Source organism: Azospirillum sp. UENF 312511, assembly GCF_058780635.1.
Genome location: NZ_JBSNCG010000003.1, coordinates 1,010,951 through 1,026,303, shown reverse-complemented (window position 1 = coordinate 1,026,303; position 15,353 = coordinate 1,010,951). Strand labels below are relative to the sequence as shown.

19 protein-coding genes and 3 pseudogenes are annotated in these 15,353 nt (G+C 61.7%); 12 read left to right on the top strand and 10 right to left on the bottom strand.

From position 1 onward, the window contains the following. Positions 1 to 153: 153 nt before the first annotated feature. The 3 genes and pseudogenes from ACWPN7_RS16180 to ACWPN7_RS16170 form a co-directional block, all read right to left on the bottom strand. Positions 154 to 609 (bottom strand): annotated as a pseudogene (locus ACWPN7_RS16180) (DDE-type integrase/transposase/recombinase); the annotation flags it as partial. Positions 610 to 666: 57 nt separating this feature from the next. After that, positions 667 to 1,793 (bottom strand): IS3 family transposase gene (locus tag ACWPN7_RS16175; RefSeq protein WP_492273363.1). Its coding sequence is split into 2 segments (ribosomal slippage): positions 667 to 1,550 and positions 1,550 to 1,793, totalling 1,128 coding nucleotides; the frame shifts between segments, so codons are not numbered across the junction. Positions 1,794 to 1,851: 58 nt separating this feature from the next. After that, positions 1,852 to 2,085, bottom strand: a pseudogene (locus ACWPN7_RS16170) (IS6 family transposase); the annotation flags it as partial. Between ACWPN7_RS16170 and ACWPN7_RS16165 the strand changes: the two are divergent. From ACWPN7_RS16165 to ACWPN7_RS16140, 6 genes are all read left to right on the top strand, one after another. Beyond that, positions 1,990 to 2,343 carry a hypothetical protein gene (locus tag ACWPN7_RS16165; protein WP_459198054.1) on the top strand — a complete coding sequence of 118 codons (354 nt, stop codon included), beginning with the start codon at positions 1,990 to 1,992 and terminating at the stop codon, positions 2,341 to 2,343. The pseudogene ACWPN7_RS16170 and the gene ACWPN7_RS16165 sit on opposite strands and share 96 nt — an antisense overlap. A gap of 251 nt (positions 2,344 to 2,594) precedes the next feature. After that, the gene (locus tag ACWPN7_RS16160; RefSeq protein WP_459198010.1) at positions 2,595 to 2,933 is read left to right on the top strand and encodes a hypothetical protein; all 339 of its coding nucleotides are present in this window, start codon (positions 2,595 to 2,597) and stop codon (positions 2,931 to 2,933) included. Between the two features lie 3 nt (positions 2,934 to 2,936). Next, positions 2,937 to 3,974, top strand: a complete 1,038-nt coding sequence (locus ACWPN7_RS16155; RefSeq protein WP_459198009.1) for a ThiF family adenylyltransferase — start codon at positions 2,937 to 2,939, stop codon at positions 3,972 to 3,974. Positions 3,975 to 3,985: 11 nt separating this feature from the next. After that, positions 3,986 to 4,759 (top strand): class I SAM-dependent methyltransferase, encoded by a 774-nt coding sequence (locus ACWPN7_RS16150; RefSeq protein ID WP_459198008.1) that lies wholly within the window; start codon positions 3,986 to 3,988, stop codon positions 4,757 to 4,759. Continuing rightward, a complete protein-coding gene (locus ACWPN7_RS16145) occupies positions 4,744 to 5,919 on the top strand; it encodes a type III PLP-dependent enzyme domain-containing protein (RefSeq protein ID WP_459198007.1) in 1,176 nt (391 codons plus the stop codon). Before ACWPN7_RS16150 ends, ACWPN7_RS16145 begins: the two co-directional genes overlap by 16 nt. Further along, on the top strand, positions 5,919 to 6,497 hold the full coding sequence (locus ACWPN7_RS16140) for a GNAT family N-acetyltransferase (RefSeq protein WP_459198006.1): 579 nt from the start codon (positions 5,919 to 5,921) through the stop codon (positions 6,495 to 6,497). The genes ACWPN7_RS16145 and ACWPN7_RS16140 overlap by 1 nt, the downstream gene beginning before the upstream one ends. Positions 6,498 to 6,753: 256 nt before the next feature. On the opposite strand, the gene ACWPN7_RS16135 is transcribed toward ACWPN7_RS16140, so the two are convergent. Beyond that, the gene (locus ACWPN7_RS16135) at positions 6,754 to 7,467 is read right to left on the bottom strand and encodes an IS6 family transposase (protein WP_459198005.1); all 714 of its coding nucleotides are present in this window, start codon (positions 7,465 to 7,467) and stop codon (positions 6,754 to 6,756) included. A gap of 50 nt (positions 7,468 to 7,517) precedes the next feature. Here ACWPN7_RS16135 and ACWPN7_RS16130 point away from each other — a divergent pair, with 50 nt between their 5' ends. Both ACWPN7_RS16130 and ACWPN7_RS16125 read left to right on the top strand, forming a co-directional pair. After that, positions 7,518 to 8,012, top strand: coding sequence for a hypothetical protein (locus ACWPN7_RS16130; protein ID WP_459198004.1), 495 nt, complete (start codon positions 7,518 to 7,520; stop codon positions 8,010 to 8,012). 307 nt (positions 8,013 to 8,319) lie between these two features. Beyond that, a pseudogene (locus ACWPN7_RS16125) lies at positions 8,320 to 8,493 on the top strand (transposase); the annotation flags it as partial. Between the two features lie 28 nt (positions 8,494 to 8,521). On the opposite strand, the gene ACWPN7_RS16120 reads toward ACWPN7_RS16125, so the two are convergent. From ACWPN7_RS16120 to ACWPN7_RS16100, 5 genes are all read right to left on the bottom strand, one after another. Then, complete coding sequence (locus ACWPN7_RS16120; RefSeq protein ID WP_459198003.1) at positions 8,522 to 8,776, bottom strand: DUF4167 domain-containing protein; 255 nt, start codon at positions 8,774 to 8,776, stop codon at positions 8,522 to 8,524. Between the two features lie 60 nt (positions 8,777 to 8,836). Beyond that, positions 8,837 to 9,145: a hypothetical protein gene (locus tag ACWPN7_RS16115; protein ID WP_459198002.1), complete on the bottom strand. Its 309-nt coding sequence runs from the start codon at positions 9,143 to 9,145 to the stop codon at positions 8,837 to 8,839. A gap of 40 nt (positions 9,146 to 9,185) precedes the next feature. Further along, positions 9,186 to 9,365 (bottom strand): Fic/DOC family N-terminal domain-containing protein, encoded by a 180-nt coding sequence (locus ACWPN7_RS16110; RefSeq protein WP_459198053.1) that lies wholly within the window; start codon positions 9,363 to 9,365, stop codon positions 9,186 to 9,188. 154 nt (positions 9,366 to 9,519) lie between these two features. Further along, positions 9,520 to 9,774, bottom strand: coding sequence for a hypothetical protein (locus ACWPN7_RS16105; protein ID WP_456511572.1), 255 nt, complete (start codon positions 9,772 to 9,774; stop codon positions 9,520 to 9,522). Between the two features lie 44 nt (positions 9,775 to 9,818). Further along, positions 9,819 to 10,871, bottom strand: coding sequence for a DNA/RNA non-specific endonuclease (locus ACWPN7_RS16100; RefSeq protein ID WP_459198001.1), 1,053 nt, complete (start codon positions 10,869 to 10,871; stop codon positions 9,819 to 9,821). A gap of 460 nt (positions 10,872 to 11,331) precedes the next feature. Here ACWPN7_RS16100 and ACWPN7_RS16095 point away from each other — a divergent pair, with 460 nt between their 5' ends. Next, positions 11,332 to 11,688, top strand: a complete 357-nt coding sequence (locus ACWPN7_RS16095; protein WP_459198000.1) for a hypothetical protein — start codon at positions 11,332 to 11,334, stop codon at positions 11,686 to 11,688. A gap of 10 nt (positions 11,689 to 11,698) precedes the next feature. On the opposite strand, the gene ACWPN7_RS16090 is transcribed toward ACWPN7_RS16095, so the two are convergent. After that, entirely contained in the window at positions 11,699 to 12,127 is a 429-nt protein-coding gene (locus ACWPN7_RS16090) for an Lrp/AsnC family transcriptional regulator (protein ID WP_051141069.1), read from the bottom strand. 155 nt (positions 12,128 to 12,282) lie between these two features. Between ACWPN7_RS16090 and ACWPN7_RS16085 the strand changes: the two genes are divergently transcribed. Genes ACWPN7_RS16085 through ACWPN7_RS16075 form a run of 3 tightly spaced genes read left to right on the top strand, consistent with a single transcriptional unit; the run spans position 12,283 to position 15,324 of the window. Then, complete coding sequence (locus ACWPN7_RS16085) at positions 12,283 to 13,698, top strand: iron-containing redox enzyme family protein (protein WP_459197999.1); 1,416 nt, start codon at positions 12,283 to 12,285, stop codon at positions 13,696 to 13,698. Next, complete coding sequence (locus ACWPN7_RS16080) at positions 13,695 to 14,030, top strand: Rieske 2Fe-2S domain-containing protein (RefSeq protein WP_035683850.1); 336 nt, start codon at positions 13,695 to 13,697, stop codon at positions 14,028 to 14,030. Before ACWPN7_RS16085 ends, ACWPN7_RS16080 begins: the two co-directional genes overlap by 4 nt. Then, on the top strand, positions 14,017 to 15,324 hold the full coding sequence (locus ACWPN7_RS16075) for an APC family permease (protein ID WP_459197998.1): 1,308 nt from the start codon (positions 14,017 to 14,019) through the stop codon (positions 15,322 to 15,324). The genes ACWPN7_RS16080 and ACWPN7_RS16075 overlap by 14 nt, the downstream gene beginning before the upstream one ends. Positions 15,325 to 15,353: the final 29 nt, after the last annotated feature.

Genomic DNA, 15,353 nt, shown 5'->3' with positions numbered 1-15,353 from the left:
TTGCCGAAAAGGGTGTTTAGGTTTCGCGACAGAATCAGTAGAAGCCATGTACCTTTTTGCATCGGAAACCGTCTCAAACCTGGGGGGAGGATGGCTCTGTTGCAAAGTTTGTCGGCAGGCGCGAGATGATGATTACGGGCATCACCGCCGACGCTATGCGTCCTGGGGTTCGAGCTGCTGGCTGATGAACTGTACGGCCTCGGTGAGCATGCAGGGTCCGATGTTGAAGGCGCGTTCGACGAGGCGCGCCTCGCCCCGCATGTCGCGGGTGATGTTGAAGCTGGACGCTTGGCCCTTGCGGAGCGCCCGCATCACCTCAAAACCCTTAATCGTTGCGTAGGCCGTCTTCAGGGTCTTGAAGCCTCGCACCGGGCGGATCAGCTGCTTCAGCTTGCCATGATCGGCCTCCACCACGTTGTTCAGATATTTGACCTGCCGGTGCTCGGTCTCCTCGGGACATTTGCCCTCAGCCTTCAGCTCCGCCAAGGCCGGCCCATAAGTTGGCGCCTTGTCGGTGTTGATGACCGTCGGCGTCTCCCACTCCTTCAAGCCGTTCAACGCCTTGGACAGGAAGCGCTTGGCGGCGGCGGTGTTGCGCGTGGGAGTGAGCTGGTCCCCATCTGCCGGACAGTTTTGCGGCTGGGTTAAGCTTGGTTCAGGTCTATCTCACGCCGCCATTTTGATACCGTCCGGGTAGCCCTGGTGGACCTCGGTCGGGGTTTTGCCACCGAACGCCGAATGCGGCCGTTCGGTGTTGTAATAGTCGATCCAGCGGCCAATCCCGGCCCTGGCTTCGCTGCCGGTGTCGAAGGCCTGGAGGTAGACGCACTCGTACTTCAAAGAACGCCACAGCCGCTCGATGAACACGTTGTCCATCCACCGCCCGCGCCCGTCCATCGACACCCGAATACCGGCATCGGTCAAGACCTGGGTGAAGCGTGGGCTGGTGAATTGGCTGCCTTGGTCGGTGTTGAAGATCTCCGGCCGCCCGTGGCAGGCCATCGCCTCCTCCAGCGCCTCGAGGCAGAACTCGACGTCCATCGTGTTCGACAACCGCCACGCCAACACCCGGCGCGACGCCCAGTCCATCACCGCCACCAAGTACAAGAAGCCCCGGCGCATCGGAATGTACGTAATATCGGTGCACCAGACCTGATTGGGCCGGTCGATGGTCAGGTTTCGCAGCAGGTACGGCCAGATCTTGTGCTCGGGATGCGGCACCGTCGTCTTCGGACGTTGGTAGACCGCCTGGAGTCCGATGATCGCCATCAGGCGGCGCACCCGCTTACGATTGACCGCATGCCCCTGCCGACGAAGATGACGCATCATCTGCCGACTGCCGTACCACGGCGTCTCCAGGAATTGCTCGTCGATCACCCGCATCAGTTCGAGGTTTTCGGTCGTTTCGCCCACCCTCGGCCCGTAGTAGCTGGAGCGGCTGAGCGACACCAACGCGCACTGCTGAACAATCGACAGCCGCGGATGCTGCGGATCGATCATCTCCCGCCTCTGGCCGACGCTCATCGACCGGAGGCCTTGCGCAAAAAATCCCGCTCCACCACCAGTTGCCCGATCATCGCGTGCAGCTTCTCGACCTCACCCCCGTGCGCCGCCTCGGCCGCCTCGGCTTTGCCGGAGAACACCCCGGCCATCCCATCGACGGCCTGCTTCTTCCAGGCGTTGATCACTGTCTGGTGCACGCCATGCTTGGCCACCAGTTGCGCCACCGTCAACTCGCCCCGGATCGCCTCCAGCGCCAGCCGCGGCATCGTCGGAAAGATTACCAAGCGCATCCGCTCGGAGCGGCCAACCGCCTTGTGACCTATTTTTACACGTATCTTGGACGGACCCGAGGTAGGCCCACTTGCCGCCCACCTTCACGTAGGTCTCGTCAACCCGCCAGCTGGGCGACCGGGGACAGCGCCACTGCCAGCGTAGCCGCTTCTCGATCTCCGGCGCATACTTCTGCACCCAGCGGTAGATCGTTGAATGATCGACCGAAACGCCGCGCTCGGCCAGCATCTGCTCAAGGTCGCGGTAGCTGATGCCATATCGGCAGTACCAGCGCACCGCCCAGAGCACGATCTCACCCTCGAAGTGGCGACCTTTGAAGTCCGACACAGCTTGGCTCCTTCCAAATTCCAGCCATTCCGCTGCCTCCTGGCAAACTTTGCAACAGAGGCTTCTGAATGGAGTTCTGAAAACATTCTTCAAGGTCTGATGCGTGGAACATGCGACGTTTCCAGTAACGTGGAGCACGCATTACGGTATTTGAGCGAAAACTCCAATATCTCGATATTTATGTTTCGCAACAATTTTCTTCTTCAACGCTGCATACGATAATATGTATTCATATATTTAGTGGTAAAAGTAACTTCCAATGAGAGATTATAACAAGAGACTCAGCCGTTAGTGTCATATACAGATGCGCTCGTTGAGTGACGGTCTGACACCAAAAAAGTATTGGCTGTGAAAATTTATGCAGTTCCATCCACCTATACATTGACGAAACTTAGAATATGTGATTTCAATATGCTTTGCGGCACGGCTGAGCTTCTGTGCCCTCCCAATAAACCAGAAGCGGGGAGATCGACATGACAAATGAAAATTCCGGTATTGCGCGTCGCAAAATGCTGCGGAGATCGCTAATTGTGAGTGCGATTGCAGCAGTGTCGGTGAACAATAAGGCACTCGCTCAACAAGTGAATCCGGGAGGATCGGGTGAGGTTGGGGCCTCCGGTGAAGTGAAGGTGAAGCGAGTGGAGGCTCCGCCTGCTGAAGCGCCTGTGGCTGGAGGCCAATGGCACGAAGTTGAGATCAATCTTACCAAAGCTCAAAGAGCCGCGATCGCCAAGGAAACGGGCCAGAACGTGGATAGCCTTAAGATTCGCACGTACGACTTGCAACGCCTCGGCCAGATGGTGACGAACTGAACCATGCATCTGTTCGATGATAACCCCTTTCTGTGGTTTGCCCCTTGGGCGCGCATTTTGCCCTCCAGCGCTCCAGGGCTACTGGTTAGCGCCGGCGCGAAGATTTATACACTCCATCCCGCCGAGTACTTCCGACGACTGCTAGCGAATCTCGATGGAACCCGTCGAGTTACTGAGGTGCTAGCGCTTGGCTTTGAAGTGGCGTGCCTGCAGACACTGAAGGACGAGCGTTTGCTGATCGTGCTCCGCAGCGCCGTGAGCGCTAACGATCCATACAGTCGTGAACTGTCAGCCTTCGCCGCCCTCGATCGCATATATCCGGACACCGCTCTAAGCCGATTACAGAACGCTCGTATAGCAATTCTAGGAGTAGGAGGCATTGGCTGTAGGGTATCCGAAACTCTGGTGCGCGCAGGTGTGCGCCATTTGTTCTTGAACGACATCGACCGCGTGGAACGCACCAACCTAAATCGACAAACACTATTTACTCCTGATGATGAGGGTGAGTTGAAGGTCGCCGTTGCGCGGAGCCGTTTACAAGCAATTTCACCAGATGTACGAATAGAGATCTGTTCGGAAGACATTTTAGGCAGCATAGACTGGCCGTTCTCCACTTCAGCTGACATGACCTTATTAACAGCGGACGCTACCCCTCACCATCCAAGAATTCCATACGCCCATACGGGTGCCGTTACTATCGCTGGCTACCGAGCAGAATGGGCGGAAGTGGGGCCAACACTTTCTCCAGAGCGAGGAACTGTCTGTTATGAATGCTTCCGCCACCTATTTGTATCTGAAGAATATTTATCAGATGAAGCCAAAAAGCCTTCTAACAACTCAGTTAATTGCTCAGGCAGTGTCATTAATGCTCTTGCATCAGCCATGATTGCGCAGGAGATAATACTATTCTTAGGGTTTCCTGATCGGCCCTCGCCATTGCTTGGGAAACGACGAATTATGCTGATGACAAACTTTGAGGCTGAGGAGGTGCTCGTCACGTCCATGTGCCAGCATACCTGCCCACCCGCAATTTCTGTGTAGGAGGCGCCTGCGTGTTAGGCACCGAACTTATGGAACTCTCATATCCCGACTTCATCGCGCGCTTGGGCCATGAGAACTTGCCGCCTGGAGGTGACGCGACCATTTCCGAATGGATTCTGCAGTCGCGATTGGATAAGCACTCCCAAGTGCTTGATCTTGCGTGCTCCACGGGATACGCTACGAGACGGGTTGAGCAGTGGACAGCAGCCTGTTGCGTTGGTTTGGACATCTCACAGGCGGCGATTAAAAGTGCGCTGGCCCTCACCACGTCACAAAATGCAGGGGTTGCCTTCCTCGTCGGCGACGCGGCCGCGCTGCCATTCAAGAATAGTGCTTTTACTCACGTGCTGGCAGGCTGCAACTTCGCGTTCATCCAGCCCCGATGGCGAGCCCTCGGTGAGTGTGCGCGGGTCCTCGCACGCGGCGGGATGCTGGTCGCTGCGGACTTCTTTTACCATAACCCGCCCGAAGAAGCTCTTTTAACAGCCGTTGCAGACGCTATTGGCTTTCGTCCATCACCCGATTGGACAGAGAGCTACTGGATGGATTTTTATTCGTCAGTATTCAAACAGTGCCACTGTCGCGTCCAGCCGCTAGAGGTTCTAGCGAACGACCTGGTGCTGTCCGTAATCGATCAACATTTCGATACTCTATTTTCCGGTGTTATGCAGGAAAAGCCAAACGTGCGCGAACTGGCGGTCGAACGATTCAAAATAACTCGGCTGCTCCTCAATGAACATAGGGCCTACCAAAGCCTTTTGGTGTCGATATGGCGCCGCGAATAAATCGCGCACTCCTTAAAGAGATTGCTGCCGAGCAGGGTACACCCTGCTTTGTATTTGACCTGGAGCATTTAAAAGACGTGGCCGGCCGCATCATTGCTGTTCAGCGGGCGTCCTTTCCATGTGGCGATCTTTTCTACTCTTTTAAGACAAATTCAGATAAAAAAATCGTTTCGGTTCTCCGAGAACTTGGTTATGGCGCGGAAGTTGTTTCAGGAAGAGAGTTAAAACTTGCCCTCAGTCACGGCTTTCTTCCATCGAAAATAATCTTCAATGGACCTTTGAAGCGGCGGGATGAGTTGCAACTTGCAATTCAGGAAGGCGTCACCATTCATGTGGACAGCCTCGACGAACTACGCTTAATCGCAAGTCTACGGCCTGGGCCGCGAGCACGCCTGGGTCTGCGAATTGCGACTTTGAAGGGAAGTGCGCCGCAGAGTTGGTCGCGCTTTGGCCTAAGCCGGCTGGAATTAATGGACGCACTTCAGTTGATCCATCGCGAGGAGCTTCTAGTGCGTGGTCTCCACCTTCACGCGGGATCGAACCTTAAAAGTCCCGAACTCCTAGCCCTAGCAATCCGCGACGCTTCCACTGCGGCACAGGCCGTGGTCGAAAGCTCATGTGCGGCTCCGGAGTGGATCGACATTGGCGGCGGCTTCCCCGGACCGTCTGCCGCGCACCGATCAGGTCCGCAGACTTTTCGCGCTTACATACTTGCGGCGAAGGCTGCCCTAAAAACGTGGCCATCCTCGCTCAACGAGCTACCGGTCTTCGCTGAGCCTGGCAGAATTTTAACGGAGGGAGCAGGATACCTGTTGACGCAATTTGTCGCGCGCAAGCATCGCGATCCAGTTGACGCGCTTGTCTTAGACGCCGGACGCAATCTGATCCCATCCGCTGGGACCCACTTTCATCCGATTCACTGGCTGCGCTGCTGCGCGCTGACGCAGCGGTTCGCGGTTTACGGTCGCAACTGCTTCGAAAGCGATCTTCTATGTGATTGGGCTGCTGGACCGGAGTCACCCCGTCCCGGAGATCTTCTGGTGATCGGCAATGTTGGAGCTTACGACTGGTCGACTGCCTTCCCCTGGACAGATGCTCCTATCCCACTCGTATTTTTACAAGCACGAGTTGCGAACCCGTCTGTGACTCCGTCGAGCTAATGAAACGGTCGCAGAGAGCCTCCGCACGTAGACCATGGTACCCTTTGGGGACTAAGCGCCTCCTGCTTCGGCCTTTTACGGCCGGCGACGCCGAGGCTATTCAAGCATACGCTGGCGATCCCAAAGTGGCCCAATACATGGAATGGGGGCCGAATACGCCTGCCATGACTGCCAAGGTGCTGCAGGCTTGGCTGCAGGAGTACCAAACTTGGCCTCGTCGCTCGGTAGAGTTGGGTATCGAACTGCGGGCGCAGGGCACACTAATCGGTGGTATCCGACTCAGCATTTTGGACGAGCACGGGGCGACAGCCGACATCGGCTACTGCTTGGGAAGATCATACTGGGGCCACGGATACGCGACCGAAGCGGCCGGTGCGCTGCTGTCTGTAGCATTTGAGAGACTCAGGCTCCACCGGGTCTATGCCACCTGCGATGTCAGGAACGTAGCTTCTTGGCGAGTGATGGAAAAGCTCGGCATGCGCCGTGAGGGTGAGTTCCGCGCCGACAAGCTAGTAAAAGGTACGTGGCGGAACTCCTACCTTTACGCCATTCTGGCCGAGGAATGGCTCTCGCGTTGATTTCGGTTCATTGATTGCGGGCACGGGATGCAAGCCCTCTAAAGAAGGATCATCGGCAACGGCGTTGATGAGATGACCTGTCGGCTCTGTGGTTCTTTCCGAAGTCGGGACGGGCCCGCCTCACCATGATGTCGGAAAGCTCTGGTGGTAACTGCTTGTATGGGGTTTTCGGGGCTGTCAAGCGGCACCGTCAAGTTATTGAAGTTGGCAGTTCGGGAGAGCGCAGTTCGGCCACGGATGTCCAGAAACCGGGGGCTCATGCGGCCAGCGGTGCACCGGCGACCTCGGCCCAGGCAATGAAGGCTTGGGCGCGGGCGGCGCGGTAGTTGGAAGCGGGACGGTGGTCGCGGCGGAGGTGGAAGAGGTTGGCGATCGGATCGTGGATGGACAGGAAGCGTTGGACTTGGCGGGCAGACTTGAAGCGTTTCATCTGCCTTTCTCGACGGCGGGTCGGTTGATGCGAGTTCTCGGCCCGGTTGTTGAGCCCCTTGTGTTGGCGGTGCTCGACCCCGGGCATGACGTCCCGCTTGGCCGCGGCGTACGACTTCAGCTTATCGGTCACCATCACCCGCGGGACCCAGCCCTGCTTCTTCAGCAGCTTGCGCAGCAATCGCTTGGCCGCCTTGGCGTCGCGGCGGCTCTGGACCAGCACGTCGAGCACGAAGCCGTCGCGGTCGACCGCCCGCCACAGGTAGTGCTTCTTGCCAGCGATCGTCAGGACCACCTCATCCAAATGCCACTTGTCGCCCCGGCGCGGCGCCCGTCGGCGCAACCGATCCGCGATCTCGCGGCCAAACGTCAGGCCCCACTGCCGCACCGTCTCGTGGCTGACGACGATACCGCGGGCCGTCAGCATTTCCTCCACCATGCGTAGGCTGAGCGGGAAGCGGAAGTACAGCCACACCGCCGTCGCGATGACCTCGGCGGGAAAGCGATAGCCGGCATAGCGGGGATCGGGGCGCGTCGTCATGCCGTCCCATACTCCGCCTCCGCTCCCCAGACAATGGCATCCCCGCCAACTTGACGGTGCCGGCGTGGCTCAACAAGCGCCTGGCTGCCGACAACCGCTTCGAACCGGCGGACGTGTTCGCCGCGTTCGACGTCGTGGGTAGGCGTCCCGAGATCCTCGCGCAGATCCTCAAGGACATCGCGCTCGACGACGGCGCGGGCGAACTCCGCAAGGCGTTGAGCACCGGAGCGGAGACGCTGCGCGGTCGGCTTTGGCAGGACTACGAGAGCGCTTGGTCGTCGCTTACCCCGTTGCAGCAGGCCGTCATCAAGCGCCTGGTCACCGAAGAGGCGCAGTTTACCCCGTTCTCGGCGGCCACGCTCGCGGTCTACTCGTCAGCCGTCGGCGAGCCTGTCGAGGTGCCGTCCGTCCAGGCTGCCATCGAGGCACTGCGTCGTGACAACCTGATCTGGCGCTCGGCGCGCGGGCAGTATGCCCTGGAGGACCAAGGCATGGCGGAGTGGCTGAAAGGGCGGCGGCCGGCGGAGCGACCGGAGCAGACGTAGGACGAGGAAGCGCAGTAATCACGATGAGAACTGGGTCAATCTGAATGAGGATGAAGGACGCCGCCGTTGCGACGGAGGTCGGGCGTAACCGGCCGTAGGTGCGACGGCGGCGTTGGCGTCCGTTCGATGGAACAGGCGCCGGCTGGCGGAAGCGGTGGCCGCGGTCGGGATCGAGGGTCTTCACACCAATGAGGAACGAACCCCGACCTTGCCGGGCCCGCACATCACCGACCGCCAGATGAGGCTCTGCATGGAACACCGACAGTTTGACGCGCCCGCCTGAAGTGATGTGGTGGACGGCCCTTCCATCACCTCACCTCACCGTTTCAGCGAGGAACAGATCATTGGAGTCCTGCGCGAGAAGGAAGCCGGCAGGCCAACGGCGGAGGTCTGCCGCAAGCACGGGATCAGCGAGGCGACGTTCTTCCGGTGGAACGAACCGCTTCGGGTTTCCCAGGGCGCATTGCGCTTGAGTCACGCCGCTACGGCCCGAGGGGACCGTTGGCGGGTCAGGGATCGTTGCGGCCGTGGGCCACACGGAACCAGTGCTCAGCGTGCTGACGGCAGGTTTCGGCTTCGACGGCATCGCCGGATCGCTCGGCATCGCCGGCGCGGGCGAGCCATTGGGCGTGCTTCTGCTGGGCGGAACCATTGACCTTCGGGTGTGCTCGCGCCGGAGCTCCCTGCACGGCTTGCCGTTGGGCCGTTTTGCCGAACCGTGGCTGCCGACGGGCTCGGTCGCCCGCCGGATTGTCGAAAGGCATGAACGTTGTTCCTCGGGGGCAGTGGACCACGATCAGGAGCGAATGATGATTTTGGAACACTTAATCCCGGCGTTCTTTCGTCACGCCGGAAAACGCACGGAAAGCTTCGGTCACATCATTCATGACCTGCGGGAAGAACGCAACGCGGCCGGCGAGCGGACCGTCATCGATCGGCGTGGGGCGGGGGAGGGGACGCGACACAGGGGGCGGCTTGCCGGGGTCCCGCTCGTCGGCACGGGGAGGTTCGTAGAAATGCAGGGCGAGCTGGCCGTCGGGTTCGGCGGCATAGGGCAGGCCGGGCTCGGTCCGGCGTTCCGCGCCGGGAAGGACGTATTGATCGCCCTGGGCGGTCCTTTCCGTCAGCGGCATCCAAGACACCCCTTCACCGGTTGAAGCCTCGCATAACCTATCAGGTTTCAGCCAATCCTCCCCAGGGAATATGGCGGCTTGTCGGGGGAGCGAAGTGATCGACTTCGGTATCCTCGACGACAAGCCGTTCGTCGAGAGTCGAATGCGTGCCCTCGATCCCGGAACTCGATACGGCCTCACGCCTGGTCAGGACACGGCTCAGCAGGTACGGATCTCGCAGGCGTCCGCAAGCGCGTCAATGCGGGCGAGGGCTCGGTTGGTCCCCTCGCTGCGTGCGAGAACCGGCCCCAGCGGGACCCCGGAAGCCGTTGGGGCCGCGGATCGGCCTTCGGATGAAACGCGGTGACGTCGGTCCTCAACCAGCCGTACGGCGCTCAGCCGAACGGGTTCGGCACTTGGTCCGGCGGCTTCGTCGCGACCGCCTCGGGCAGGTTCTCCTCGTCTTCCAAGGCGGCAATCACCGCGTCCAGGATGGTCTTCAGCGCGCGGGCGTGCTCCAGGCCTGCGCGGTCCTTGGTGAGCGCGACACTGCCGTAGAGGGACACGCGGTCGGTGCGGTTTTCGACCGTCAGATCGTCGATCTGCAGCGAGTCGGCCTCATCGGCGAAGGGCGTTATCGGCGACGGCATCGGAGCCTCGTCAGCTGGGCGGTGTGTGGAGGCGCCGGTCATGGTCACGACCGCCGGCGCGGTTTGGGTTCGGGCAACGGCATCGCGATCGCTCTGACCGCTTCCGGGAGTCCAGGAAACACCGCAACCCCGGTCAGCTGTTCCAACTCGGCGATCGACAACACCCGATGGGCCTTCGTGGTGACGTTCTCCACGAGGTAGGCGGCCGCCTGGCGCCGCTGCGGATCGTAGACCGCCTTGAAGGCGTGGCTGGGCACGAGGATGCGGCCGTTGATCCGCTGCAGGCTCTGCCCCTGGAAGACCGGCCCGGTGACGACGTACAGTTCGCCCTGCCGTTCCGCGAGGTCACGGATGCCGCTCTCGATCCATTCCCAGATGAGCTGGTTCATCTTGGGGCTTTGCGGAATCATGTTGGCGAGGCTGAAGCTCTGCTCCTGCGCAGCCGCTGTCGGCATGTCACCGGAGGGAGCCATATGCCCACGATCGAACCCCGACCCTTTGTAGTCGTCGAGTTCGGCCCGCTCGTCCGCCGGCAGGTTGGGATCGGCATGGAACCTGTTCTTGCGCTTCAGCCCCCGCGCCGCGGCGAGTCGCTCCGTGGTCAGGTGCTCGGCCGTCCACAGCGGCGTGCGGCTGATCCCGGAATGCAGCAGGGCGTAGCCATCGTAGCAAAGCGGGCGCGTCTTGGCCGCCAGGCTTTGCCGCGTCAGATCCGGCGCCTGTCCGGCGACGAAGTGCTGTGGGCACGCGGTGGGTGCCGCCGCGGCCGGCGGAACAGCGCCGGCAAAGGCGAGAACGCCGAGTGCCAGGACGGCGGCGGTGCGGGGGAACATCGGGCGACTTTCCGGCGAGGCGTGGACGGAGCGGCAGTATGTCGCGCCGCCGCGGTTGGCTGCAAACACCCCGTTGAGGCGAATGCCGCAGCATGCCGTGGCTTCCGTCGGCGATCCGAGGTGACGGATACGGCCGATCATCCATCCATGGCTGCGGCGGTTCCCGCCGATCGTCGGAGCGGCCTCCGCCTTGGCGCGCGTCGCCGCGCCGACCGACTTCGAGATCCAGGAGTGCCTCGTTCGAGAGTTGACCGGTGCCTGCATCCCGTTTCGTGCCCATGCTCCTGCAGCACCATGCGGAACGACCGCCGCCGTCATCCGACCTGAAGCGGGTGGGACGTCCAAAGAAACCCAGAAGCTGCGGCGTCCGTATGGTGTAAGTGTCTGTCAAAAAAAGGATTTGTGTTGCGCGTGTCGGCGGTCGTTCAATTCGTCGGGATGCGGCATGGCTGGCCGCTCGCAGGCTTGGACCATTCAATGAAAGCGGCCCGCAGCGACCGCAGACGCCCCTGCGGGATAATCCTGCAGCGGTCGGCGTTGCTGAATTGGACAGCAAAGAGGACGTTACGTGGGCAAAATCCACAACATATTCAATCTCAAGAACTTTTGTTTTTTTGAAATCAACCGAATTGCGTGATATTGCCATTTCATCGCGGTATGGTAGATTGCCCATATGCTGTCGCGCTATGGTGCGAGCGCAGTTTCCAAGGGGAAGCGATCCTATATGGCAGTGAAGCCCACTCAAGATTCAGAGTTGGAGTTAACGGACGAAGCTTCTTGGCTGGTGGGTCGTGAAATTCGCCCAATCCGTATTGGTAAAACCGTCCGAAAAGTGGAGTTGAACCGTACGGTATGGGTGATCTTGGAGGAAATCTGTCGATTGGAGGGCCTAAGCCTGCACGAGACGTTCGAGATGCTTGCGGATCGCTGCCGGTCCACCCGCGCCAGGACCCTGGGCAGGGCCGCCGAAGTGTTCGTCGTCGCCTACAACCGGCAGGCCGTCGCGCCGATCCAACGTGAGGATAACGATCAAGAGCAGATTAAGCCGAAGTTCGTAATCACTACATCGCGTGTAAACTGACGGGCCGGGGTCAGCGTCGGAGACGGTTGAAGCGTTCCTTCAGAATGACGCACGTGTTTACCCGCACCACGCCCTTGATCGCCTCGATCCGGCCCCTTACGTCGTTGAGATCCTCGAGGCTGCCGGTTTCCACGGTCAGGATCATGTCGATCTCTCCGCCGATGGACTGGCTGAGCTTGACCTGCGGTATTTTCTCGATCTCCTTCGCGACCTTCTCGCAGATGGGGCCCGTCAGATACAGGATCATATAAGCCGATACGACCGGCTTGGGCACGGGGACGCCGCGCCGGATCGTAAAGCCGGCGATCACGCCGGCTTTGACCAGGCGCTGGATGCGGGCGTAGACGGCGCTGCGCGAGAGGTTGACCTTGCGCGCCAGTTCCTGAACGGATTGGCGGCCGTCCGCTTCGAGGTGGCACAGAATCAGTTCGTCCACCATATCCACATCTCCAGGCTGTTGCCCCACCATCGACTCCGCACCGCTGGACATATTCCGACAAATCGACGTTACCGCTGGACGTATTGATGGGTCAAACTGGACAATACGATTTGTAGCCTCCTCGTCATCGCGACCATGACGAAGGGTAGTCCGCAATGTCTGGTAATGCTGTCGTCTGCCGGCGCCACGAGGTTTCGCGCGCTGATCTGAACGGTCTCGCCACGCTGTTTTCGTCCCATCCCCTGTTCGGCCAGCCGATGTCCTTCCTGAACGAGGACAACCCATTTCTCCGTCCGCTCCGCCGGCAGGACGCCGCGACCATCGACCTGACCGTCAAGCTCGCCCCGTCGCAGATTGCCACCAACGCCGCGCTGTTCGGGCAGCGCCTGCTCACCACGATCTACGAGGCCGAACTGCTGTTCCTGCCGGAAACCATGGACCGGCCTCGCCGCGAGGCGTTCGCCGCCTTCTATGACGACGATCTGAAGTGCCTTGGCGAACGGCTTCGGCCCGGGCTGGAGCACCAGCTGTTCGGCTTTCTGGACGACGAGATCGAAACCTCCGGCCATTGGACCATGCCGTCGTTCCGCGCCTACGCGGAGCATGCTCTGGCGCAAGCCAACACCGGCGAAAGCGCGGTCGTGCGCGCCATCCTCGAGGCGCGCAACCCGGCCGCGGCCGCCGACGAGTTCCTGGTGCAGCTCTCGTCCGACTTCATCACCGAGGCTTCGGCCATGGCCCGCAATGTCCTGGGGAATTACGGGCCGGCGCAGTCGGGGCTCTTCACGATCCTGATCGACGAGTACGGCTATGGGGTGTCGGCGTCGAAGCACTCCACCATCTTCGAGACCACCCTGAAGAGCCGCGGGCTGGATCACCGGCCCCACGCCTACTGGCAGTTCTTCCTGCCGTCGTCGCTGGCGCTGGTGAACTACTTCCACCTCGTGTCGCGCAACCACAAGCATTTCGGCCGCTATGTCGGTGCTCTTCTCTACACGGAGGCGACGCTTGCCGAAGCGAACCGCCAGCAGTCCGAGATGCTGCGCCGGATCTTCGGCGCCGAGGTGGACACCCGCTATTTTGACGAACACCACGAGATCGACGTCCACCACGGCCGCATGGCGATGGAACGGGTGATCGCGCCGTTGGTCGAGCGGGTCGGCGACTGGATCCTGGCGGACGTCGTGCGGGGCTTCGAGGAGTTCAAGCTGCTCCAGGCGCTCGCGGACAAGGATCTGATGGACCAGCTCGCGTTCGGCGATCGGCTGTTCAAGGCGCCCATGGCCGGCGACTTCTGCTCCTCGCATCCCGACATGTGGTCCGGCCCCGACGTGCTGACGTTCACCGAGCCGAAGGGCGAGGTTTCGGTGCTGCACATCCACGACCAGGCCGAGCTTTTCCAGGTCACCGAGGGTGCGGTCGAGTTCACCGTCGGCCCCCTGCACTCGATCGAACTGGCGGCGGGGCAATCCATCGTCATTCCCGGCGGCCGCCTGCACGGCACCAGGGTGCTTTCCGACGCCTGCTCCTACCGCATCCGCAAGGCCGCCGGCCTGGGGCTGGCCGCATGAGAGTCGTCGAATTCGACCGCACGCAACACAACGGCGTGCTCGTGGACGAGACCCACTACTTCCTGCTCGCTCACGAAGGGCACAAGCCGTTGCTGTGCAGCGGCAAGTGCCCCCACCGCGGCGGCCCGCTTTTCCTGGGCACCGGCAACCACAAGACCGGCTCGATCAAATGCCCCTGGCACGAGACGACCTTTCCCCGCGCGATCCTGGAACGGCAGAGCGTCCCGACCGTGATCGTGGGCAACCGGGTGACCGCCGTCTTCGACGTTCCCGAGGATGCCGGTCTGGCCCCCTTCCACCACGAGAGGATCATCGCCAATGAGCGCTCCTGACGCCAACGCCTTGCGGCCGACCATCAGCCTCTTCGGCGCGGTGACGCTGGCGATCGGCATCGTGGTGGGCGCCGGCATGCTGGCGCTCCCCGGCCTGGTCTATCAGCAGGCCGGAGGGTGGGCCCTCTGGTCGTGGTGCCTGGACGCGGTGGTGGTCGCCCCACTCCTGGTGGTCTTCGCCAGCCTTGGTCGACGCTTCCCGTCCGCCGGCGGCGTGTCGGGTTTCGTCGCGGAGGCCTTTCCCTGGGCGGCCATCGGCACGTCCTACCTGCTGCTGGGCACCTTCGCGCTGGGCATCCCGGCCATCGCTCTGACCGGCGCCACCTACATCGTCCAGGGCCTCGGGACCGACTCCGCCACCGCGCCGGCGCTGACCGCCGCGGTGGGAGCGGTCCTGCTCGGCACCGGTCTCCTCGCCACCTGGGCCGGCGCGAAGTTCGCCGGCCGCCTTCAGGACATTGTGGTCATGGTGCTGGCCGCCTGCCTGATCGCGGTGACCTTGGGCGCGGTCCCGCATTGGAGCGCCATCGACTTCCGCGCGGGCTCGCCGTCGCTGTCTGGCCTCTGGGGCGGGGCGGCCCTGGCCTTCTTCGCCTTCACGGGGTGGGAGATGCTCGCCTTCACCGCGGAGGAGTTCAAGAACCCCAAGCGCGACTTCCCCATCGCCGTGGTCCTCAGCTTCGTGGTGGTGACCGGGCTCTACCTCGGCATCTCGGCGGCGGTGCAGGCCCTCGTTCCGCTCGACAGCCCACAACTCGCCGGCGCGCCGTTCCTCGCGGTGGTGGAGAACCTGGCGGGCGGGCGTGTCCCGGGCGTGGCGGTCGCGGTTCTGGTGACCGGCATCATCGTGGTGAACCTGAACGGGGCCTGCTGGGCGGCGTCGCGCCTGCTGTTCGACATCGGCCGCCGCGGATGGGCGCCGGCCTCGCTCCGCCTGGGCACGGTGAATGGAAGCGGGACGCCGCGGGCCGCTGTCGGCGGAATGGCGCTGATCTTCGGGTCGGTGCTGGTCGCGCAGGCCGCGGGGATCGTCTCGCTCGAAACGCTGCTGATGACGGCGGGGCAGAACTTCTTCCTGCTGTATCTAGCCAGCGGTGCAGTCTACGTGGCCCTCGGGCGCTCCGCCGCAAGCCGGATTTTCGGTGGCCTGGCGGTCATGGGATGCCTGCTGTTCGCCAAGGCCTACGGGTGGGGGCTCGTCTACGCGGTGATCGTGTTCAGCGTCCCCTATCTCGCAAAAAGGATCTTCCGTCCATCCCGGACGGCCGGCGCCGATGCGCCGACCGGTCCCTGACTCCACACGGGGCAGGCACCGCAGCGGCC

Coding starts and splice junctions, on each gene's coding strand:
- ACWPN7_RS16140 (WP_459198006.1), top strand. CDS start 5,919: ATGAAACGGTCGCAGAGAGCCTCCGCACGTAGACCATGGTACCCTTTG.
- ACWPN7_RS16075 (WP_459197998.1), top strand. CDS start 14,017: ATGAGCGCTCCTGACGCCAACGCCTTGCGGCCGACCATCAGCCTCTTC.
- ACWPN7_RS16145 (WP_459198007.1), top strand. CDS start 4,744: ATGGCGCCGCGAATAAATCGCGCACTCCTTAAAGAGATTGCTGCCGAG.
- ACWPN7_RS16120 (WP_459198003.1), bottom strand. CDS start 8,776: ATGCCTTTCGACAATCCGGCGGGCGACCGAGCCCGTCGGCAGCCACGG.
- ACWPN7_RS16115 (WP_459198002.1), bottom strand. CDS start 9,145: ATGCCGCTGACGGAAAGGACCGCCCAGGGCGATCAATACGTCCTTCCC.
- ACWPN7_RS16085 (WP_459197999.1), top strand. CDS start 12,283: ATGTCTGGTAATGCTGTCGTCTGCCGGCGCCACGAGGTTTCGCGCGCT.
- ACWPN7_RS16135 (WP_459198005.1), bottom strand. CDS start 7,467: ATGACGACGCGCCCCGATCCCCGCTATGCCGGCTATCGCTTTCCCGCC.
- ACWPN7_RS16105 (WP_456511572.1), bottom strand. CDS start 9,774: ATGCCGTCGCCGATAACGCCCTTCGCCGATGAGGCCGACTCGCTGCAG.
- ACWPN7_RS16090 (WP_051141069.1), bottom strand. CDS start 12,127: ATGGTGGACGAACTGATTCTGTGCCACCTCGAAGCGGACGGCCGCCAA.
- ACWPN7_RS16160 (WP_459198010.1), top strand. CDS start 2,595: ATGACAAATGAAAATTCCGGTATTGCGCGTCGCAAAATGCTGCGGAGA.
- ACWPN7_RS16165 (WP_459198054.1), top strand. CDS start 1,990: ATGATCGACCGAAACGCCGCGCTCGGCCAGCATCTGCTCAAGGTCGCG.
- ACWPN7_RS16155 (WP_459198009.1), top strand. CDS start 2,937: ATGCATCTGTTCGATGATAACCCCTTTCTGTGGTTTGCCCCTTGGGCG.
- ACWPN7_RS16080 (WP_035683850.1), top strand. CDS start 13,695: ATGAGAGTCGTCGAATTCGACCGCACGCAACACAACGGCGTGCTCGTG.
- ACWPN7_RS16095 (WP_459198000.1), top strand. CDS start 11,332: ATGGCAGTGAAGCCCACTCAAGATTCAGAGTTGGAGTTAACGGACGAA.
- ACWPN7_RS16100 (WP_459198001.1), bottom strand. CDS start 10,871: ATGCAGGCACCGGTCAACTCTCGAACGAGGCACTCCTGGATCTCGAAG.